The 24,295-nt window shown below is 28.1% G+C and carries 14 protein-coding genes and 2 pseudogenes; all 16 read left to right on the forward strand.

Annotation, left to right across the window (positions count from 1 at the left end):
• The first annotated feature begins 480 nt into the window (after positions 1-480).
• The 16 genes and pseudogenes from GII40_RS00815 to ftsZ all read left to right on the forward strand — a co-directional run bounded on the left by GII40_RS00815 (position 481) and on the right by ftsZ (position 24,280).
• Positions 481-1,683 carry an acetate kinase gene (locus tag GII40_RS00815; RefSeq protein WP_226813509.1) on the forward strand — a complete coding sequence of 401 codons (1,203 nt, stop codon included), beginning with the start codon at positions 481-483 and terminating at the stop codon, positions 1,681-1,683.
• 121 nt (positions 1,684-1,804) lie between these two features.
• Entirely contained in the window at positions 1,805-3,946 is a 2,142-nt protein-coding gene (gene pta, locus GII40_RS00820) for a phosphate acetyltransferase (protein ID WP_226813618.1), read from the forward strand.
• A 3,905-nt stretch (positions 3,947-7,851) separates the two neighbouring features.
• Entirely contained in the window at positions 7,852-8,793 is a 942-nt protein-coding gene (gene rsmH, locus GII40_RS00825; RefSeq protein ID WP_226813510.1) for a 16S rRNA (cytosine(1402)-N(4))-methyltransferase RsmH, read from the forward strand.
• Positions 8,790-9,113: a cell division protein FtsL gene (gene ftsL / locus GII40_RS00830; RefSeq protein WP_226813511.1), complete on the forward strand. Its 324-nt coding sequence runs from the start codon at positions 8,790-8,792 to the stop codon at positions 9,111-9,113. Before rsmH ends, ftsL begins: the two co-directional genes overlap by 4 nt.
• A 56-nt stretch (positions 9,114-9,169) precedes the next feature.
• Complete coding sequence (gene ftsI, locus GII40_RS00835; RefSeq protein ID WP_226813512.1) at positions 9,170-10,885, forward strand: peptidoglycan glycosyltransferase FtsI; 1,716 nt, start codon at positions 9,170-9,172, stop codon at positions 10,883-10,885.
• A gap of 33 nt (positions 10,886-10,918) precedes the next feature.
• Complete coding sequence (gene murE, locus GII40_RS00840; protein WP_226813513.1) at positions 10,919-12,400, forward strand: UDP-N-acetylmuramoyl-L-alanyl-D-glutamate--2,6-diaminopimelate ligase; 1,482 nt, start codon at positions 10,919-10,921, stop codon at positions 12,398-12,400.
• A 2-nt stretch (positions 12,401-12,402) separates the two neighbouring features.
• Positions 12,403-13,773, forward strand: a complete 1,371-nt coding sequence (gene murF / locus GII40_RS00845; RefSeq protein WP_226813514.1) for a UDP-N-acetylmuramoyl-tripeptide--D-alanyl-D-alanine ligase — start codon at positions 12,403-12,405, stop codon at positions 13,771-13,773.
• Complete coding sequence (gene mraY / locus GII40_RS00850) at positions 13,773-14,855, forward strand: phospho-N-acetylmuramoyl-pentapeptide-transferase (RefSeq protein ID WP_226813515.1); 1,083 nt, start codon at positions 13,773-13,775, stop codon at positions 14,853-14,855. The genes murF and mraY overlap by 1 nt, the downstream gene beginning before the upstream one ends.
• 2 nt (positions 14,856-14,857) lie before the next feature.
• Positions 14,858-16,174 carry a UDP-N-acetylmuramoyl-L-alanine--D-glutamate ligase gene (gene murD / locus GII40_RS00855; protein WP_226813516.1) on the forward strand — a complete coding sequence of 439 codons (1,317 nt, stop codon included), beginning with the start codon at positions 14,858-14,860 and terminating at the stop codon, positions 16,172-16,174.
• A gap of 115 nt (positions 16,175-16,289) precedes the next feature.
• A pseudogene (ftsW, locus tag GII40_RS00860) lies at positions 16,290-17,414 on the forward strand (cell division protein FtsW); the annotation flags it as partial.
• Positions 17,411-18,491, forward strand: a pseudogene (murG, locus tag GII40_RS00865) (undecaprenyldiphospho-muramoylpentapeptide beta-N-acetylglucosaminyltransferase). The pseudogenes ftsW and murG, both read left to right, overlap by 4 nt.
• Positions 18,492-18,601: 110 nt before the next feature.
• A complete protein-coding gene (gene murC / locus GII40_RS00870) occupies positions 18,602-20,041 on the forward strand; it encodes a UDP-N-acetylmuramate--L-alanine ligase (protein WP_420885598.1) in 1,440 nt (479 codons plus the stop codon).
• 448 nt (positions 20,042-20,489) lie between these two features.
• Positions 20,490-20,738, forward strand: coding sequence for a D-alanine--D-alanine ligase (locus tag GII40_RS03165; protein WP_226813620.1), 249 nt, complete (start codon positions 20,490-20,492; stop codon positions 20,736-20,738).
• A 210-nt stretch (positions 20,739-20,948) separates the two neighbouring features.
• Complete coding sequence (locus tag GII40_RS00880; RefSeq protein ID WP_226813517.1) at positions 20,949-21,752, forward strand: cell division protein FtsQ/DivIB; 804 nt, start codon at positions 20,949-20,951, stop codon at positions 21,750-21,752.
• Positions 21,753-21,791: 39 nt separating this feature from the next.
• On the forward strand, positions 21,792-23,048 hold the full coding sequence (gene ftsA / locus GII40_RS00885; RefSeq protein WP_226813518.1) for a cell division protein FtsA: 1,257 nt from the start codon (positions 21,792-21,794) through the stop codon (positions 23,046-23,048).
• 71 nt (positions 23,049-23,119) lie between these two features.
• Positions 23,120-24,280 carry a cell division protein FtsZ gene (gene ftsZ, locus GII40_RS00890; RefSeq protein ID WP_226813519.1) on the forward strand — a complete coding sequence of 387 codons (1,161 nt, stop codon included), beginning with the start codon at positions 23,120-23,122 and terminating at the stop codon, positions 24,278-24,280.
• Positions 24,281-24,295: the final 15 nt, after the last annotated feature.

A 24,295-nucleotide genomic window follows, 5' to 3' on the forward strand; every position in this document is an offset into this window, starting at 1 on the left:
ATATAATAAAATATTTTTATAAATCATACTATATATATCAATATATATACAATATCTAGATATTCGAACACAATATTATTATGTTCGAATTATTATAAAGATTTTATATTTATAATAATTTATTTATCAAATAAGAATATATAACATTATGTTAAGTCACTGTATCATAAAATATTAATTTTTAATTCATATTATTATACGCTATTAATAATAGCATAGTAATTATATCATTAAGACATATGTTGGTAATATACTTACTATAATTACAATGAAATTATTATATATTATTTAAATAAATAATTAAATTACATTTTTTATAAAATGTAGAGTGTAATTAACATATTAAATATATAATATATTCGTAATAAATATATGTTATATATTATCATTTGTTTCAATAAATCAATCTTGAAATACAGAGTTTATATACAAATAGTATGATTTATTTAATATATGACTACGTATTAAGTAGGTAGTTAAATGTCTAATTTAGTACTAGTTTTTAATTGTGGTAGTTCATCACTAAAATTTGCTATTATTGATGCCATTAACAGTGAAGAACATCTGTCGGGTTTAGCTGAATCTCTGAATCTTCCTCAGGCTAAGATTACATGGAAGATAAAAGGCATAACATACGAAGAACATTTAATTAACGGTTCTTCTCACAAAGAAGTATTATATTTTATAGTACATATTATTTTATCTCAAAACACCCAATTATCTTCATCTATTATTGCAATAGGTCATCGTATTGTTCACGGCGGTGAAAATTTTACTAAGTCAACTTTGATTACTAATCATGTACTACAAGGCATTAAAAATGCTATTCCATTTGCTCCTTTGCATAATCCTGTACATATTATAGGCATTATGGAATCATTTAAATTCTTTCCAAAATTACAAAATAAAAATGTCGCTGTTTTTGATACATCTTTTCACAGTACTATGACAGAATCTTCTTATTTATATGCCATTCCATACAATTTGTATAAAAATTATGGCATTCGTCGTTATGGTGCACACGGAATTAGTCATTTTTTTGTTAGCAAAGAAGCAGCTAAAATACTGAATAAACCCCTTGAAAAATTAAATGCAATTACATGTCATTTAGGTAGTGGCGCCTCTATAACTGCAGTACGCAATGGTCAATGCGTAGATACTTCTATGGGTATGACTCCATTAGAAGGTTTAGTCATGAATACGCGTTCTGGAGATATTGATCCATCTATAATATTTTATCTATATGATTCATTAGGCATGAGTATTAACAAAATTAAGAATTTATTAACTCAAGAATCTGGTTTATTAGGTCTAACGGGGGTAACAAGTGATTGTCGTTATATTGCAGATAATTATTTTGTAAAAAATCATGCTAAACGTGCAATGGATATATTCTGTCATCGTTTAGCTAAATACATAGGTGGCTATACTTCACTAATGGATGGCAAGCTTGATGCTGTTGTATTTACTGGTGGTATTGGGGAAAATGTAGCCATAGTACGTACATTAACTTTGAATAAACTTTCTTTATTAGGTTTTCAAATAGATGACCAACGTAATTTATCTACATGTTATGGAAAATCAGGTATTATTACTACAAATAACAGTAGTGTAGCTTTAGTTATCCCTACTAACGAAGAATTAATTATTGCACAGGATACATTAAATGTTATTAATATTTAATTTTTTATTAAAAGTATTTTACAAAATAATCAATGATTATACTAGGTGCATAAATCAGTAATTTATACATATAAAATATTTTATACTTATTTATATGAGGTTAATTGTGTCACGTACCATTATGTTAATCCCTATAGACGCTAATATAAATTTAACTAATATTAGTTTAGGTGTTATGCGCTGTATAGAAAAAAAAAATATTAGTTTAAAATTTTTTAAACCAATAGCAGAATCATTAATAAATAATGATAATGCTAAAAAAAATAATACTATTATTTATATTGATCCTTCTATTCTTATTGCAAAACCATTATGTATGTTTAGCATTGAAATGCTTCTTAATTCTTACAAACAAGATTTATTAATGGAAGAAATAGCTATTTATTATAATCAAAATATCAAAGATACAGAAATAATTTTAATTGAAGGTTTAATACCTTATAATCATCAACAATTAATTAATAATTTAAATTATACAATAGCTAATACTTTAAATGCTGAGATAGTTTTTGTTATGACATTAGGTAATTATACAACCTCTCAAATTAAAACGTATATTGAAATAGCTTGCTCTACTAAATTTAACAGTAATAAAAATATTACTGGTGTTATTATGAATACATTCAATACATATATTAATGAGCAAGACTATATTAGATCAAACTTATTTAAGATATCTAATAATATTACTGTATCAAACTCTCTTAAAAGCATGCATACTACAGAATTAATAGAAAATATTCCAATACCAATTTTAGGATTTATATGTTGGAATATTAAATTGTTTGCTACTCGTGCAATAGATATTGTTAATCATTTAAAAGCACGAATCATCAATGAAGGAGATATTAAAACTCGCCGTATTAATTCTGTAATTATTTGTACACGTAGTACCCTTAATATATTAAAAGATTTTCGTCCTGGTTCTTTATTAGTAACTTCTGCTGATCGTTTAGATATTATAATAGCAGCATGTTTAGCTGTAATGAATGGAGTAACAATTGGTGGAATATTGCTGACCAACGGTAGTTATAATATAGATAAGATACTTTTAAAAATATGTAAGTGTGCGTTTAATACTGGTTTGCCAGTATTTATCGTTGATAAAAATACCTGGCAAACATCTATGAAATTACAACAATGTTTTAATCTTACAGTTCCAACTGATGATTATCAACGTATAGAAAAATTACGAAACTACGTTGCAAGTCATATAGATAGTAAATGGATTGATTCTTTAACCATAAATCATAAAAGTTTAAGTTATTTATCTCCCCATAAATTTCGTTATCAATTAGTTAATATGGCACGTAAATCTTATAAACGTATTGTCTTACCAGAAGGTAATGAACCACGTATTATTAAAGCTGTCACTATTTGTGCTGAACGAAACATTGCTAAGTGTATCCTTCTAGGATCACCGAAAGAAATACATCGTGTAGCATCTGATCAAGGAATTATTTTAAACAAAAATATTGACATAGTGAATCCTAATATAATTCGTGAGCATTATATTACTCATTTAATGAAGTTACGTAATAATAAAGGAATAACCGAATGTATTGCTCGTCAACAGCTTGAAGATAATGTCGTATTAGGAACGATGATGTTGGAACAAAATGAAGTAGATGGTTTGGTTTCTGGGGTAGTGCATACTACAGCAAATACTATTCGTCCATCATTACAATTAATTAAAACTGCACCAAATAGCGTCTTAGTTTCTTCTGTATTTTTTATGTTATTTCCTGATAAAGTTCTAGTTTATGGTGACTGTGCACTTAATATTAATCCAACAGCTGAACAATTATCTGAAATTGCAATTCAGTCTGCAGATTCTGCGGCTATATTCGGTATTAAACCACGTGTTGCTATGCTTTCTTACTCTACTGGGTATTCTGGTTTAGGAAGTGAAGTAGACAAAGTACGCAAAGCAACTCATTTAGCTAAGAAAAAGCGTCCTGACTTGATAATAGATGGACCTCTTCAGTACGATGCAGCAATTATAAAAGAAATAGCAGAACTGAAAGCCCCTAATTCTCCAATAGCTGGTACAGCTACAGTATTAATTTTTCCTGATCTAAATACAGGTAATATTACGTATAAAGCAGTACAGCGTTCTGCTAATATTATATCGATTGGTCCTATGTTGCAGGGTATGCGTAAACCAGTAAATGATTTATCTCGTGGTGCATTAGTAGATGATATAGTATATACAGTTGCTATTACTGCAATTCAGGCTGCACAAGCAGATTATCTTGAATAAGATAATTATTATAGTGATAAAAAAGTATAACTAGAAATTAAATATTAATTATCTTTATATACTTTTATAATTTATTTATTAAAAAATAATAATTATTATATAAAAATATTTTTATAAAAATATTGTAATGATAATAAAAAATAATTTTTCTTAAAAATAGAATATATTCTAAATAAAAATTTATAATTATTTTAATTAATGATAGTATATAAATATATTTTATTTATAATTATAAATACATCACTAATATATAATAAACATATAGTTTATATATTATATCAAATAAAGTAAATATTTAAAATATTACATATTTATATTGCTAATATAAATATATTAGTTTAGTTATTTATAATATATAAAAATTATTTTTTAAATAAAACATATTAATTATATTATCATGCTATCATTATAGCCATAATATTATATTATAAATATTTAATAATAAGACACTAAAATATATTGAATATATTAGGTGTTATAGTATATATATCATATGATTTATAGTTTGTATATAGTATCAATTAAATTATTATTTAGTGATTATTTCAATAATGATATAAATTTTTAATTAAATTCATATTTTTATATATAATGAATATAGAGTATATTATGCAAAACTTTATTATTAAATGATATTAATTATTTTTAGTATAACATTTATTTAAAATATTACTTTTTAATTATTCTTAATAAAGAATCATATATATTTAATATACTATAAAATAGTATCAATAGTATTTTTAATAAAAATACTTATTTATAAGCTTTAATATAATTATGTAAGTAAATTTAAAATTTTCTATTGACGCATATAAAGAAGTATGTAGTTTACACCTCTTATAAAGATTTATTAAGAATGTCAAAGTTATATTCTTTAAAGATATTGATTTTATAATTCATTACAATATAAGTAATTTTTAAAGTATATTTTTTAGGATTATATTATTAATGTAATCGCAGTTATATTATCAATATAATAATATATTTTATATTATATTATAAATTGTTATACTAATATTATAGAATAATCTGTATTATTAATAAATAATCATTAGTATTATATTAATACACTAGTAAGTTTATAATATTTTAGTTTTCATGTAATAATAGTTATTACTGTAAAAAACTATATTGAGTATGTAATAGATTTATTATTAATAAATACATATTTTATTTATAGTAAGTAATATATGTATTATACTTTAGTCTATTTATTATGTATTACAATTCAGTAATAATAGTTTAATTGAAATAATTACAATATAAATATATTGACTTTAATTATAAATTATTTTAGTAGTAAAAATCTGTTTTTTTATAAAAATTTACTTATTGCTTTTTAATAGGATATGTTTTAAATTATATAGTTAATTATAGACTGATATTAATTTGTTATAGATGTATATTTTATATTTTTACAAACATTATATGATAATTAAATATTATTACTTTTTTATTTTAAATAACTATAAACATTTATTTTTATAATAAGTAATATATTATTTTTATTAAAATGATCTCACAATATTTTAATTAACTAAATTATAAATAATTTGACAATCACTATATTATCTTATAACGAAAATTATCTTATTAAGCATAATTATAAATTATACTGACTAATATTTTATTTAATAAAATTAATAATATAAAATTCTTATATCATATATGAATGTATAATGAATATTAGTAAGTTTAGCAAAACTATATTTTTATAAATATTATATGCTATAAATAAAATAATTCATACTAATTATATTGTATATATAAAATAAATAATATAATTATTTAATTTGTAAACTTATTTTTTAAAAAATTTTACTTTAAATATATTTATATATTTATTAAATAAATAAATTTTTTTTATCATGTAATATCTATACAATAGGTAATATATAAACTCCTTGTAAAAGAGTTCTGTTTATTGCTCATATTAATATAATATAATCTATTATTACTTATTCTATTTTGATAAAATTAATTCATAATTTTTAATGAATATTATAATATTTAACTTAAACATAAATTCAAATTACTTATTTGTTAAATAAAATTATTATATAATATAATTAATATAAAGATCGCTGATCTAAATTGTTTAATTTAAAATATATATGTTATAATAATATTCTTATAAACAAGCAATTAAGTTATTATTCTATTAAAAATATCATATAAAACTTATACAAATACTATTAAAATAACTATAGTAGAAAAATTAAATATTTAACTAATATAAAAGTATTACTAATTTAAAGATAAAAATTAATATATTAGAACAATATTTTTATATATAAAATGATAATTAATAATTATGCGCTATTCATAAAAAAATTAGTTATTTAAATAGATTGTAAATACTATAATAGTAATTATTATAAATAATATTTATTGCTTAATAATTATACCATTATATATAGTATCAAGTAATATTGTATTTTACAAAGCATTAATAATTTATCATAATAAATATTATTCATTTTAAAAAAGAATAGTTTTCACTATAAATACGAGCTTATACAATAATATTATATATTCATATTACATATTTTCTTGCACAAAAATGTTTTTTCACTAATAATAGATTAATTTATTAATATATGCATTAATAAGTGTGTGCTAATTATTAGCATTATTACCTATTATATAGTTTATAATAATATTTTATACTACGTATTATTTATATTATTAATATTAAATATACAAAAATATTAATAAAAGTAATATCTAAATATTATTTTGTAATCATTTATAATACTATTTGCATAGTAATCATTAGTTTCAATATGTTGAAAAAATTATTAATTAACTATATTAAAAATAAATAATATTAAATGTATAGTGAATCAAGATAAAAAATATTATTTAACTGTAAAATTTGATATACTATAATAATATATATTATATACTCACTTAATATTGACCAATAATTATTTAAATTACTAATAATGGTAATATAGATAAATAACGAATATTAATAAGTGTATTTTATTATTAATGTTATATGACATAAGAATTATTTTATATGAAAATAATATTAATTAATAATACCAATATTTAGAGATATTACAAATAATATTACTATGTCATACTAATGATGCATAACAATCTTGAATCAAATCATTAAATATTTGTTTTATGTTTAAATTAGATTGATATTATCATTACTTTATAGTTAATGCAGTGATTTTAATAAAAATAATAATACTCTAAATACTCAATATAGTAGTACTATAATAATTACTTAAAATGAGAAGATTTAATTATAATATATTAAAATACAATTATATATTAAAAATAAAGTAATATTTGTTATATATAAATAAATATTTTACTAAACAATAAAATTTACTAAAAATATTTTTCTTATTTTTAAATATTGAACTATAACTGTTGCTAATTTAATATCTTTTACTTTTTTATAAAATATCATAATATTTAAAAAATTATTATATAATTAGTATAACAGAAATAAAATATTTTATACAAATAATTATTACATTAATTTTGATATTAAATAATATTAAGCAACTTTAATATAATAAATTAAACTAATTATTATTAAGTAATAAATTATAAATAATTTGTATTATATCTTTTGATAATAAATAAAATTATTATATATTAATTTTTAGTAAAAATGATACATTAATATTTATAATCTATAATGTATTACCTTCATATCATTATAACTATATTTATACATGTTAAGTAACATATTTTTTTCTTAATTATTAAGAATAAAACTAATATTAGTTAATACATTTTATAAATGTAATTTTATCAATAAATTATTTTTTTCAATATGATATGTAATACACTAACTATAAAAATATTTATATGTAAAAAATATGTATATAAATAAATATTTTATTTAACAGTTGCAAGGATTAAACAGTGTAATTATGTCAGAAGAAAAATATCAACATAAGACTGTATTTCTTTATGAGGCCATAAATTGTCTTAAAATTCGTAGTAATGGTATTTATATTGATGGTACTTTTGGTCTTGGTGGTCATTCACGCTTATTATTATCTCGTCTAGGTACAAAAGGTCGATTGATAGCTTTTGATCGTGATCCTCAAGCTATAGCAGTAGCGGCAAAAATAACTGACCCACGTTTTTCCATTAGCCATGGTCTCTTGTCTAATATAGCTAATTATATTCAAAAATTAGGTCTAGAAGGTCAAATTAATGGTATATTACTTGATCTTGGTGTATCTTCACCACAGCTTGATGATCCTAAACGTGGCTTTTCTTTTATGAGAGACGGTCCATTGGATATGCGTATGGATCAAACATGCGGATTATTTGCTGCTGAATGGTTAATGAAATCAGAAAAAAATATTTCTTGGGTACTTAAAAATTTTGGCGAAGAACGATTCGCCAATCGTATTGCTCGTGCCATTATTCAACAAAATCGTATTAATCCTATAACTCGCACACATGAACTAGCAACTTTAATTACAAAAGTTATACCATTTCAAAAAAATAACAAACATCCTGCAACACGTAGTTTTCAAGCAATACGTATCTATATTAATAACGAATTAGAAGAAATTAAATGTGCATTAAATGGTATTTTAAAAATATTAGCACCTGAAGGATGTCTATCAATTATTAGTTTTCATTCTTTAGAAGACCGTATAATTAAAAAATTTATTCATCATTATAGCTGCAATACTCAATTACCAACTAATATTCCTCTAACAGAATCTCAACTACGTAATTATTGTAATCGTAAGTTTAAAAATACTGGTAAAATAAAAGCGAGTAAAGTAGACGTAAGTCTTAATCCAAGAGCCCGTAGCGCAATATTACGCTTTGCTGAAAGAACATCTAAATGATTAATAAACATAAAAACACACTAATTCTTATTATTATTAGAGATATTTTTAATACAAATAAGCTTTCTATGTTGTTATTTTGTAGTACGCTATTATCAGCAATATTAGTTGTTTTAATAACATATAAAACGCGTTTATTAACAGTTCAACGTGAACAGTTAATACTTGAATGTAATCAACTCGATAACGAATGGAGAAATTTAATTTTGGAAGAAAATGTATTAGGGGATCATAATCGTGTGGGAAACATTGCAATTAAAAAATTACAAATGCAATATGTAGATCCACTTAAAGAAAGAATTTTAATAAAAAATAAATGATTAAATATAAAGTGTATTTTAATAAATTTACTTAAACATTTGTCAATGTATCATCAATGAAAGTAGTTCGCTTAAGAACATTAAATATTTATAAAGATAAGGTCAATTTTGTTAGATGGCGTTTTGTCTTATTATTTGGTTGCATATATATTGCATTAATAATTTTATTGGGACGTATTGCTTATCTACAAATTATTAACCCTGGTCTTTTAGTACATCAAAGTGATGCACGTTCATTAAGAATTCAGAGTATTATAACCTCACGAGGTATGATTAGTGATCGAGCAGGACGTCCATTAGCAGTTAGCGTCCCTGTAAATGCAATTTGGGCTGACCCCAAAATAGTACATGAGTACGGAAATATTACTCTAGATACTCGATGGAAAGCTTTAGCTAATGCACTAGAAATGCCATTCAATAAAATAGTAGATCGTATTAATGCTCATCCTAAAAATCGTTTTACTTATTTAGCACGTCAAGTTAACCCAGTAATAGCAGGGTATATTCATCAATTAAAAATACCAGGAATTTTCCAACAAAAGGAATCTCGCCGTTATTATCCTGCTGGACAAGTTACTGCGCATATTATTGGTATTACTAATATTGATGGTCAAGGAATTGAAGGCATTGAAAAAAGTTTTAATCATTTGTTATCTGGTCAACCTGGTAAACGTATAGTACGTAAAGATCGCTTTGGACGTGTTATCGAAGATATATCATATATACATAGTGAGGATGCACGTAATCTTACATTAAGTATTGACGAGCGTCTGCAAGTACTAATATATGATGAACTAAAAAATGCAGTTACACTTAATAAAGCAGAATCTGGTACTGCAGTCTTAATAGATGTTAAAACCGGTGAAGTTTTAGCTATGGCTAATAGCCCGTCATATAATCCAAATAATTTAACAAATGTTCCTAAAAAAAATATGCGTAACCGAGCTATAACTGATATTTTTGAACCTGGATCAACAGTAAAACCAATGGTAATTATGGCTGCCCTGCAAAGCAATATAGTTAAAGAAAATAGTATAATTAATACTCTCCCTTATTTTATTAATGGACACCAAATTAAAGATGTTGCATATTATAAAGAATTATCCATAACAGGTATTTTACAAAAATCTAGTAATGTAGGTGTATCAAAATTAGCATTATCAATGTCACCGTATTCATTAATTGAAATGTATTCACATTTTGGATTAGATAAAAAGACCAATTTAGGATTGATTGGAGAAAGTAGTGGTATTTATCCTAAAAAAAAACGTTGGTCTGATATAGATAGAGCTACTTTTTCTTTCGGATATGGACTAATGGTAACACCATTACAATTAGCACGTGCTTATGCAACTATTGGTAGTTTAGGTATATATCGTCCATTATCAATTACTACAGTTAAATCACCTATTCTAGGAAAACGAGTATTTCCTGAATTAATAGTACGTAAAGTATTACATATGATGGAAAGTGTCGCATTACCCGGTGGTGGTGGAACTAAGGCTGCAGTAAAAAGCTACCGTATTGCAATTAAGACTGGTACGGCTAAAAAAGTAGGTGCTGATGGTTATTATATTAATAAATATGTTGCATATGTAGCTGGTATAGCACCTGCTAGTAATCCTCGTTTTGCTTTAGTTGTAGTTATTAATGATCCGCAGGCTGGCAAATATTATGGTGGTATTGTATCTGCTCCTATATTTAGCTCTATAATGAGTAGCGTATTACGTATTATGAATGTTGAACCAGATGCATTATGTACCAATGCTTAGAGCATAATTAAATCATCAAGGATTTTGGTATCAATGATTAATCATAATTTACATTCACTATTAATTCCTTGGCTATCTAATGCCCCTGATATCTTTTTACACAGCATAACCTTAGATAGCCGAAATACCATGGTGGGTGATCTTTTTGTAGCCATCGTTGGTCACCAAACAAATGGTTGTCTGTATATTCCACAAGCTATATCACAAGGAGTAGCTGCAGTTATTGCAGAAGCTAATGGAGAAATAGAAGATTCTACTATTATTAAAAAATATAATGTTCCTATTATTTACCTTAATAAATTGAATTCACATCTTTCAATGCTAGCTGGAAGATTTTATCATCATCCAGGTAATAAATTACATTTAATAGGTGTCACAGGTACTAATGGTAAAACTACCATTACGCAATTATTGGCTCAATGGGGAAAATTATTAGGAGAAATAAGCGCAGTAATGGGAACAATAGGAAATGGTTTATTAGGAAAACTAGACCAAAGTGCAAATACGACTGGGTCAGCTATTGATATTCAATCTTTACTGTATGAATTAGTATCTAAAGGAGCAACATTAGTAGCTATAGAGGTATCTTCACATGGTCTAATTCAAGATCGTGTTGCAGCATTACCATTTAATGTAACGGTTTTTACTAATCTAAGTCGTGATCATTTGGATTATCATGGTAATATGAATAATTATCAACAAGCTAAATGGTTACTATTCTCTACTCATCATAGTGATCACCAAATTATTAATGCTGATGATGCAGTGGGTCATCATTGGTTGTGTAAGTTACCTAATGCAGTAGCTGTTACTACATTAAATCGTTTACCAAAAAATTGGTCTGGACGCTGGATTGCAGTAAATAAAATAATCTATCAAAATAGATATGCAAATATTTTATTTAACTCTTCATGGGGCACAGGTAAGCTAAAGAGCTCTTTGATAGGTAGATTTAATATTAGTAACCTACTACTTGCTACAGCAACAATGCTAACGCTTAACTATTCATTATATGAGTTATGCAAGACTTCAGTACAACTACAGCCAGTAATTGGTCGCATGGAAATTTTTACTTCATCAAACAAGCCAACTGTCGTAGTTGATTACGCACATACACCAGATGCACTAAATAAAACTCTAATCACTATGCGTTTTAAGTGTAAAGGAAAATTGTGGTGTGTATTTGGATGTGGTGGTCAGCGTGATCAAGGGAAACGTCCAATTATGGGTAGAATCTCTGAGAGATATGCAGATCATATTATAATTACTAATGATAATCCTCGTCAAGAAGATCCAGAATCTATAGTAGCTGATATCCTTAAAGGAATGTTTGATACTAAAAATGTACAAGTCATTTTAGATCGTACTGCAGCAGTAACTAATTCCATCATACAAGCAAAATCTAATGATATTATTCTTCTTGTAGGAAAAGGTCATGAAAATTATCAACTTATTGGCAATAACCAATTGTATTATTCTGATCGTGAAATTGTTACTCATTTGCTTAGGAATTGATAATGATTACCATGTCCTTGCAGATGATAGCTAAAATTGTTCACGGACAATTAATTGGTGCTGATATTAAAATTAATAATGTAGCTATAGATACAAGAAAAATTAATAACAATTGTATATTTATTGCATTAAAAGGAAAAAAATTTGATGCACATAATTTTGCTATAGATGCTATAAGAAAAGGAGCACTAGCTTTATTAATAAGTAAATATTTACCAATTAATATATCACAGATTTTGGTATCTGATACTCGTATTGCACTCGGTTTACTTAGTGCATGGGTACGTCAACAAATAACAATACGTATGATTGCTTTAACTGGTTCTTCAGGTAAAACGTCAGTTAAAGAGATAAGTGCTGCAATTTTACATCATTGTGGGAATGTTCTCTATACTTCTGGTAATTTTAATAATGATATCGGAGTACCATTAACGTTATTACTTTTAAAACCAAAACATAAATTCGCTGTAATAGAATTGGGTGCTAACCATATTGGTGAAATTTCTTATATGATAAATTTAGTCAAAGCAGAAAGTGTATTAATTAATAATATAGCGGTGGCTCATTTGGATGGTTTTGGTTCTTTAGCCGGAGTAGCTCAGGCTAAAGGAGAAATATTTAATGGTTTAGCAACAAATGGAACGGCTATTATCAATGCGGATAGTAATGATTGGAAAAACTGGCAAAACAAAATAACTAATCAGCGCTTATGGCGTTTTTCACTGCAAAAAAATAGATCGGTAGAATTTTTTGCTACCTGCATACATGTAACACATCAAAATACTTCATTTAAACTTCATACACCATTTGGTGCTATATCAGTAGTAATACCATTACTTGGTTATCATAATATTGCGAATGTTTTAGCTGCTACTGCATTAACAATGTCTGTTAGTGCAACACTGGATAATGTACGACAAGGACTCAGTCAGTTAAAAACAATTCCTGGTCGTTTATATCCAATTTCTTTAAATTCACAGCAATTAATACTTGATGATAGTTACAATGCTAATGTAAGTTCTATGATTGCTGCTGCTCAATTTCTTGGTATAACATCTGGGTATAAAATAATGGTTGTTGGTTATATGGATGAATTAGGTGTTAAAGCAAAGGAATATCATATTCAAGTAGGTATTGCTATTAGAGCAGCAGGCATTGATAGAGTATTAAGTTTTGGCGGCTTAAGTTATCTTATTAGTAAATCGAGTGGTCTTGGCAAACATTTTACAGATCAAATATCTTTAATTGCATATTTAAAAGATATATTACGTACACATATAGAAATTACTATTTTAGTCAAGGGTTCACGTAATTCTGCTATGGATAAAATAGTACGCAGTTTATCTGTACAGAAAATTAGGAGATATCAATAATGTTAGTCTCTATTACAGAATACTTAGTCAAATACTATGCTGGTTTTCATGTTTTTTCTTATATGAAATTTCGATCAATTGCTAGTGTACTAACCGCGTTCTTTCTATCTATATGCATTAGCCCTTCAATGATTGTTTATCTACAAAAAATGTCTTTAGGGCAAATCATTCGTAACGACGGGCCTAAATCGCATTTTAAAAAACAAGGTACGCCAACAATGGGTGGTTTTATAATAGTCATATCTATTATAATTTCAGTTTTAATGTGGGCATATCTATCTAAATATGTATGGTGTGTTTTATTCGTAATATTTAGCTATAGTATTATAGGATTTATCGATGATTACCGTAAAATAACTCTTAAAACAACTAAGGGTCTTATAGCACGTTGGAAATACTTTTGGCAGTCAGTAGTTGCTCTAGTAGTTTCATTTATTATCTATAGAATTAGCAAAGGAACTCTAACAATAGATCTAATATTCGTATCTTGTAAAAGTATTATACCACAACTAATGAGTTTATTATCTATTTTAATTAGTTATTTTGTTATTGTTGGTACTAGTAACGCAGTTAATCTAACAGACGGTCTAGATGGTTTAGTTATTATTCCTACAATATTTGTTGCCTCAGGAATGGGGTTATTAGCTTGGATAAAGAGTAATATATATTTTGCTACATACTTTAATATACCTTATTTTTGTGATGCAAGTGAATTAGTTATTGTGTGCGCTGCTATTGTTGGAGCAGGTGTAGGATTTTTATGGTTTAATACTTATCCAGCTCAGATCTTCATGGGGGATATAGGTTCTTTAGCTTTAGGTGGTGCTTTAGGTACTATAGCAGTATTATTACATGAAGAATTTCTTTTAGTTATTATGGGTGGTATGTTTGTTGTGGAAACCTTATCTGTTATATTACAGGTAGGTAGCTTTCAATTATTTGGAAAACGTATTTTTCGTATGGCACCAATTCATCATCATTATGAATTAAAAGGATGGCCAGAAACTACAGTAATCGTGCGTTTTTGGATTATTTCTTTTATGTTCATTTTAATTAGTTTGGTAATATTAGAGGTACGTTAATTATGGTAAATTATCAGGGTCAGAAAATTGTTATTCTTGGCTTAGGCATAACTGGTATTTCTTGTATTAATTTTTTTATAACGCTAGGAGTCAAGCCACGTGTTATTGATACACGTGTTTCTCCGCCTAATTTAGATAAACTTCCAAAAAATATTGAATATCATCTTGGAAATATAAATCAAGATTGGTTGATGGATGCGGATCTTATTATTGTAAGTCCTAGTATTAATTTAGCTGATCCTGCTTTAAGACTAGCCGCTAAGATGAATATTAAAATTATTAGTGATATAGAATTATTGTGTCGTGAATCTAAGGTACCAATAGTTGCTATTACAGGTTCAAATGGAAAAAGTACCGTAACAACTTTAGTAGGACACATGGCTAAATCTGCAGGCTGGAAAGTTGGTGTAGGTGGAAATATAGGAATACCTGCTTTAACATTATTACAACAAGAATATGATCTTTATGTACTAGAGCTTTCTAGCTTTCAACTTGAAACTACTATTAATTTACAAGCTGCAGTAGCTACTATTCTCAATGTTACTGAAGATCATATGGATCGTTACCCGCTTGGGTTACAGCAATATCATGCTGTAAAATTGTCTATATATAACAATGCAAAAATTTGTATTATAAATGCTGACGATAAATTAACTATGCCTATCTGTAAAAATTTTTCTAATTACTTAAGCTTTGGTGTTAACGTAGGTAACTATTATCTTAATAATTACCGTGGTGAAACATGGTTGTGTGTTAATGGTACAAATATCTTAAATACGTATAAAATTAATATTACTGGACAGCATAATCTTACTAATATTTTAGCTGCATTAGCCTTATCGGATGCTATTGGTATTCCGCGATTTGCAAGTATAAAAGCATTAACTACTTTTTCTGGTCTTCCTCATATCTTTCAGCTCGTGTTAGAAAATAATGGCGTTCGTTGGATTAATGACTCTAAAGCAACTAATGTACATAGTACTATAGCTGCTTTTAATAATTTACATGTAGATGGTATCTTGCATCTTTTATTAGGTGGTAACGGTAAATCTGCTAATTTTAGTTCTTTAACACAATATATTCAAGGAGACAATATACGTTTGTATTGTTTTGGCCGAGATAGCAGAGAACTAGCTAAGTTACGCTTTGATATAGCTGAGATTACTGATACCATGGAAAGTGCAATGCGTATTATTGCTACTAAAGTAAAATCTGGTGATGTAGTTTTGCTTTCTCCAGCTTGTGCGAGTACTGACCAGTTTGAAAATTTTGCACAACGTGGTAATGAATTTACTCTTCTCGCTAAAGAGCTAGGCTAATGTATTTATTATTATATACATAATGTTACTTAAAATTATCATTTCTTTATTTAAGCATTATTAATATAATTTATACATAGATAGCAAGCGCAAATAAAAGTAATAAAGGGAGATGATAGTGTTATATGATCGTACCTTGCTCTGGTTAACTATAGGGTTAACTGCTATTGGTTTTGTAATGATTATGTCAGCTTCAATGCCTATTGGTCAGCGTTTAGCGAAAGATCCATTTTTATTTGTAAGACGTGATGTACTCTACTTAGTTTTATCTTTTATATTATCCATAGTAACGTTGTGCATGCCAATTAAAATTTGGCAACGTTATACTAATGCTTTTTTGCTCGTATCTATTGTTATGCTATTGATTATTCTATTACTGGGTAGCTCAGTCAATGGTGCTTTACGTTGGATATCTTTTGGTGCTATACATATTCAGCCAGCTGAGATATCTAAGTTAGCTATGTGCAACTATCTATCCAGTTATCTTGTACGCAAAGTTAACGAAATTCGTTCTAATTTATGGGGTTTTTGTAAGCCTATGAGTATAATGGTGGTATTAGATATCTTGCTATTAGCACAACCTGACTTAGGTACAGTAATTGTATTATTTGTAACTACCCTGGGGTTATTATTTTTGGTTGGTGCAAAAATATGGCAGTTTATAGCTATTATTTGTTCTGGTATTTTTACTGTAGTATTACTAATTATTATTGAACCTTATCGTATGCGCCGTATTATATCTTTTTGGAATCCATGGGCCGATCCTTTTGGGAGTGGTTATCAGTTAACTCAATCACTAATGGCTTTTGGTCGCGGTAATTTTTGGGGACAGGGGTTAGGTAATTCAGTACAAAAATTAGAATATTTACCCGAAGCTCATACTGACTTTATTTTTGCAATTCTAGGCGAAGAACTTGGGTATTTTGGTGTGGCTGTAGTCTTATGTATGGTATTTTGTATAACTTTTCGTGCAATGTCTATAGGACAACAAGCATTAAAAATTAATCAACATTTTGCTGGTTTTTTAGCATGCGCTATAGGTATTTGGTTTAGTTTTCAGGTAATAGTAAATGTCGGAACTGTTATAGGTATATTGCCTACAAAGGGATTAACTTTTCCATTACTTAGTTATGGTGGATCTAGTTTATTAGTAGTATCAACCTCTTTAGGTTTATTATTACGAATTGATTATGAAACTCGTTTAGAAACAACACAGGCAATTTTGAGGAGTTCTAAATGAGTGGTCATAGTAATAGTCAAAAAAATAAATGTTTGATAATTGCAGCTGGTGGCACTGGCGGACATATATTTCCGGGGATAGTAATAGCTAATTATTTACAAGCTAAAGGATGGGAGGTTCGTTGGTTAGGAACTGCTGATCACATGGAATCTCATTTAGTTCCTAAACATGGTATAAATATTGATTGTATTAAAATTTCAGGATTACGTAGTAAAGGTTTAAAAGCTCAATTCATAGCTTCAATAAAAATTTTACGTGCGGTTATTCAAGCTAAATATTTTATAAAAAAATATCAACCTAATATTGTATTAGGAATGGGGGGATATGTTTCTGGTCCGAGTGTTTTAGCTGCTTGGCTATGCAAAATTCCTGTTATTTTGCATGAACAAAATAGTGTTATAGGTTTAACTAATAGTTATCTAGCAATTATTGCAAAACGTTTATTACAAGCTTTTCCCAGGTGCACTGTCAAATAAACCTGAAGTTGGTAATCCAATACGTGCAACTTTACTAAATTTACCAACACCTAGACAACGTTTTTCAGGTCGTATAGGACCTATCCGTATTTTAGTGATGGGTGGTAGTCAAGGAGCACATATTTTAAATCAAATAATGCCTAAAGTAGCTAAAAAATTAGGTAATAAAATCACCTTATGGCATCAAGTAGGAAAAGGTGCTCTACCAGAAGTATTAAGGTATTATTATCATATCGGACAAAAACAACATAAATTAACTGAATTTATTGATGATATATCTATTGCTTATAATTGGGCTGATGTTGTGATATGCCGATCAGGCGCTTTAACAGTTAGTGAAATTTCTGCGGTTGGTTTACCAGCGTTGTTTGTTCCCTTTGTACATAAAGATCGTCAACAATACTGGAATGCATTACGATTAGAACGTATAGGAGCTGCAAAAATTATTGAACAGTCACAGTTTACTATTGAGTCAGTTGCAACTACGTTAGCATTATGGAATCGTCAGATTCTTTTAGAGATGGCAGAAAAATCTCGTGCTTCTGCAATTTTAGATTCTACAGAACGCATAGTATCTGTAATTTGTGAATTAGCAAAATAATATATTGTCTATATATCAACATACTAAATAATTAATATCAATTCATTCAATTAAAATGATAGAACTGAAATACAGTGAATAAGAATATAAATATAAAAAAAATAAATAATATGCGTGCTAATATACCTAAAATGAATCGTATTCAGCATATTCATTTTGTAGGTATAGGCGGTGAGGGCATGGGAAGTATTGCTAAAGTATTAGTTCATGAAGGATATCATATTAGTGGTTCTGATTTATCACCCAATATAGTAACTCAACAACTAGTAGAATTAGGAGTTCAAATTTATTTCTATCATAGTTCAGAAAATACAAAAAATGCAAATGTAGTAGTAGTTTCAACGGCCATTGCTGTAGATAATCCAGAAATTATTGCAGCTCGTGAATTACATATTCCAGTTATTTATCGTGCTGAAATGCTTGCTGAATTAATGCGTTTTCGCCATGGCATTGCAATTGCCGGGACGCATGGAAAAACTACTACTACAGCTATGATTTCTAGTATTTATATTAAAGCAGGTTTAGATCCAACTTTTATTAATGGAGGTATAATAAAAGAAGTAGGTACTAGTTCGCGTCTAGGATCTAGTCGTTATCTAATTGCTGAAGCTGATGAAAGTGATGCATCGTTTTTATATTTGCATCCTATTGTTGCTGTTGTAACAAGTATTGAAGCTGATCATATGGATACTTATCAAGGAGACTTAGAAAATTTAAAACATATATTTATCAAATTTTTACATAATCTTCCTTTTTATGGTTATGCAGTACTATGTATCGATGATCCTATTGTACGTCAATTATTATCGCGCATAAATCGTAAATTTACGACCTATGGATTTAGTAAAGATGCAGATGTTCGTATTGAGTTATACCAGCAACATGGTGTTCAGGGAGTATTATGGATTTGTCGTCAAGGTAAGCCTCGCTTAACTATAACATTACAATCTCCTGGTCGTCATAATGCTCTTAATGCAGCAGCAGCTGCTGCTGTTGCAATAGAAGCAGGCATTGCGGATGAACATATTCAACGAGCTTTAGAAAGTTTTCAAGGAATTGTACGTCGCTTTGATTTTCTAGGTGAGTATGCACTAAATAATGTCAACTGCAAACAAGGTAAAGTTATTTTAATTGATGACTATGGTCATCATCCTACTGAAGTAAATTATACTATCAGAGCTGTTCGCTCTGGCTGGCCAAATAGCCGTTTGGTCATGGTTTTCCAGCCACATAGATTTACACGTACTCGAGATCTATATGAAGATTTTATACATGTGTTATCTCAAGTAGATGTTTTATTAATATTAAATGTTTACTCAGCGGGTGAACAACCAATTCCTGGAGCAGACAGTGATTCTTTATATCGTGATATTCGTAACCGCAGTAAATTAAATATAATATTAGTTCCTGATATTTCAAATTTACCAGTAATATTAGCTTATCTTTTACAAGATAATGATCTTATTGTGATTCAAGGAGCAGGCAATATTGGTCAATTAGCGCAAGCATTATCCGCGCACAAACTAAAAGCTTTTAATTTTAATATATAAGATATGAATACAATGCGTAATGGCTAAAAAGTTACTATCTTACTAGACAGTACTTTAGTAAAGAATAAAATATCCTCATAATCAAACATAATAATATTATATAATTGAATAGAAACTTGTATTGATGCTTATTCTATGGATGTTAAATATTTTTATTTAATACTATTAAACAATAGAAGTTTTGATAGCTTTTCATAGCGTAGTGGAGAATATTAAACTCTACAAAAATTATTTGAATATTTACAATTACTTTATACTCATAGTAGTGTTATAACTTCTGTTTTTGCAATATATAAATTATATATTGAACTAATTTAGCAAATATTAAGTGTACCAGTTATTCCTTATATTGCTATTAAACGTAAAAATTTCATCAATGTTTGATATAACAATATTAGTCCAATTAAATAAACTAGAATTAACTTGAATTATAAAGCTAAATAATAATATTTCTAGTTTTAGTTTAAGCAAGGGGACTAATTTTAATAAGTTTAATGATACAATATTAAAATTTTTTCATTATAACAGTGATGTTCTAATAGAACAATGGTTATACCGAGCCGCATATACTGTGGCATTCTTAAGTAAGAATATTTTACCATCTATTTGTATCATATTTTCTAGATTGTTATATGATAATAAATCTAAGTATTTATCTAATAAAAATATAATACATATGCCCAAGTTATTTGAGTGAAAATATTTCTCTGAACTAGTCAGTTTAGATTATACAACCTATTAATAACTAAATTATAGTGATTGGAGATTAGCTAATATAATCATGAATATAGATGATAAATTCTACTTACTAGAAGTCAATAGTCATTGTTTGGTTCTAATGACAATGCATTACTATGAATTCAGTTTTTTTAATTAGTTTCTTATATTTTAGAGTTAGCTAATTAATATGCCACAAGCAACCCTAAATAATTACGTTAATAAATCAAAAGGTAAAAAATTACATCGTAGTAATATTATTCGTTTATTTGGTATAATTATTATGCTAATTATACTTAGTTTAATAATTACTAGTAGTTGTATCCTAATAAACTGGATGAAACATTCTAACTATACACTGCTCTCTAAAATAGTAATTACTGGAAAACATCAATTTACTAGTAATAATGATATTAGACAGAAAATTTTATCTTTAGATATTCCATATACCTTTGTCACACATAATATACGCATTATTCAAAAAAAAATTAAATGTTTACCATGGATTAAGCATGTCAGTGTGCGGAAACAATGGCCAAATATTATAAATATTTACTTAATTGAATATATTCCTATAGCTCATTGGAATGATTTTTTTTTAATGGATGCTGAAGGAAATATATTTAGCGTACCGATAGAGCGCACATTAAGACAAAAAATGCCTCTACTATACGGTCCAAAAGGTAGTGAGCATGACGTGTTAGCATGGTATTACAAAATGAATCAAGAATTAACTAAAAATAACTTTAAATTAAAAATAATATCAATGAATTCTCGTCACTCATGGCAGTTATATTTAGAGAATGATATTCGTCTTAAACTAGGACGTGATAATTTATTAGATCGATTAATACGATTTGAAGAAATGTATCCTGAACTGCAACAACAAGCATATAAGACAAATCAACACATTAATTATATTGATCTGCGCTATAATATAGGTAGCGCTGTAAGTATGAGTTCCAATGTTACCGGGCTAGAACATATCAAGTAAAAGTTAATTAGTAGTAAAGTCGTTACAGGTTAAATAATAATGATGAAGTCGACAGAAAGAAAACTTGTAGTTGGACTAGAGATCGGCACAGCCAAAGTAGTGGCTATAGTAGGGGAGGTATTACCTGAGGATATTATTAATATCATTGGTGTAGGTAGTTGTCCATCTCGTGGCATGGATAAAGGAGGTGTGAACGATTTAGAATCTGTTGTTAAGTGTGTTCAACAAGCGATTGATCAAGCTGAATTAATGGCAGATTGTCACATTTCTTCAGTATATTTAGCTTTATCTGGTAAACATATAAGTTGTCAGAACGAAATAGGAATGGTTCCTATTGCTGAAGAAGAAGTAACATTAGAAGATGTTGAAAATGTAGTACATACGGCAAAATCAGTTCGTGTTCGTGACGAGCATCGTGTTTTACATGTTATTCCTCAGGAATATGCTATTGATTATCAAGAAGGTATTAAAAATCCAGTGGGATTATCAGGTGTGCGCATGCATGCTAAAGTACATCTAATAACCTGTCATAATGATATGACTAAAAATATTGTTAAAGTAGTTGAACGTTGTAGATTAAAAGTTGATCAGTTAATTTTTACTGGTCTAGCAGCTAGTTATGCTGTATTAACTAAGGATGAGCGTGAACTAGGAGTATGTGTTGTAGATATTGGTGGTGGTACAATGGATATAGCAGTATATACTGGTGGTGCACTACGCTATACTAAGGTTATTCCTTATGCTGGTAACGTAGTTACCAGTGATATTGCCTATGCTTTTGGCACTCCATTAGTTGATGCAGAAGTAATTAAGGTTAGTTATGGTTGTGCTATGGGTATTTTAGTAAAAAAAGATGAAAGCGTAGAAGTACCAAGCGTAGGAGGTCGTCCACCACGTCGCTTACAGCGACAAACTTTAGCTGAAATTATTGAACCTCGCTATACTGAATTACTTAATTTAGTTAATAATGAAATATTACAACTACAGAAGACTCTTAGTAAGCAAGGTATAAAACATCATTTGTCCGCAGGTATTGTTCTAACTGGTGGTGGTGCTCAAATAGATGGATTGATAGCTTGTGCAGAACAAGTATTTCGTACTCAAGTCCGTATTGGACACCCTACGAATATTACTGGTCTTGTAGACTATGCGCAAGTACCTGATTATTCAACAGCAGTTGGATTGCTGCATTATGGAAAAGTATTTCATCTTACAAGTGAACATGAAGTAGAAAAAAGAAATTCAATAGGAAATTTTTTTCAAAAGATTAATACATGGCTAAAAAAAGAGTTTTAACCTTTACAAAATATCATCATCTTGATGTATTAATGATCTCTAGAAAATAGAGGTATAAACGGAGAGAAAATATGTTTGAACCAATAGAATTCACTAATGATGCCATCATTAAAGTAATAGGTGTTGGCGGTGGTGGTGGTAATGCCGTAGAGCACATGGTACGTGAGCATATAGCAGGAGTAGAATTCTTTGCTATAAATACAGATGCTCAGGCTTTGTGTAAAACTACTGTTAGTCAAACTATTCAAATTGGTATTGGAATTACTAAAGGTTTAGGGGCCGGTGCAAATCCAGAAGTAGGTCGTCATTCCGCAGAAGAAGATCGTGAAGCTTTACGTGCAACATTAGAAGGGGCTGATATGATTTTTATAGCGGCTGGTATGGGAGGTGGTACTGGTACTGGGGCAGCACCAGTTGTAGCAGAAGTTGCTAGAGATTTAGGTGTTTTGACTGTTGCCGTAGTAACTAAACCTTTTAATTTTGAAGGCAAGAAGCGAATGGCGTTTGCAGATCAAGGTATTGCGGAACTATCTAAATATGTTGATTCCCTCATTACTATTCCAAACGATAAATTATTAAAAGTTCTAGGTCGTGGTATTTCTTTGCTAGATGCATTTAGTGCAGCTAATGATGTATTAAAAGGTGCAGTACAAGGTATTGCAGAATTAATTACACGTCCTGGTCTTATGAATGTTGACTTTGCAGATGTGCGTACCGTAATGTCTGAAATGGGTTACGCTATGATGGGATCAGGTATTGCCTCTGGCGAGGATCGTGCTGAAGAAGCAGCTGAAATAGCTATATCATCTCCATTATTAGAAGATATTGATTTATCTGGCACAAGAGGTGTATTGGTTAATATTACTGCAGGTTTTGATTTACGTTTAGATGAGTTTGAAACTGTTGGTAATACTATTCGTGCATTTGCTGCTGATGATGCAACTGTAGTAATAGGTACTTCTTTAGATCCAGATATGCAAGATGAATTACGTGTTACTGTTGTTGCAACTGGTATTGGTTTAGATAAACGTTCTGAAAATACTTTAATGAATAGTAAACAAGCTACACAAAAGGTTATAGAGCAACGTTATAAACAACATGGTTTATCTCTATTACCAGAAGATAATAAACCTATAATTACTAAAGTTATAAATGAAAAAACTGTTCAGTGGAGCAATCAAGAACACGATTATCTAGATATTCCTGCTTTCTTACGTAAGCAAGCTGATTAATTTATCTAAATATTT

This window comes from Candidatus Profftia lariciata (assembly GCF_020541265.1).
GTDB classification, from domain to species: Bacteria; Pseudomonadota; Gammaproteobacteria; order Enterobacterales; family Enterobacteriaceae; genus Profftia; species Profftia lariciata.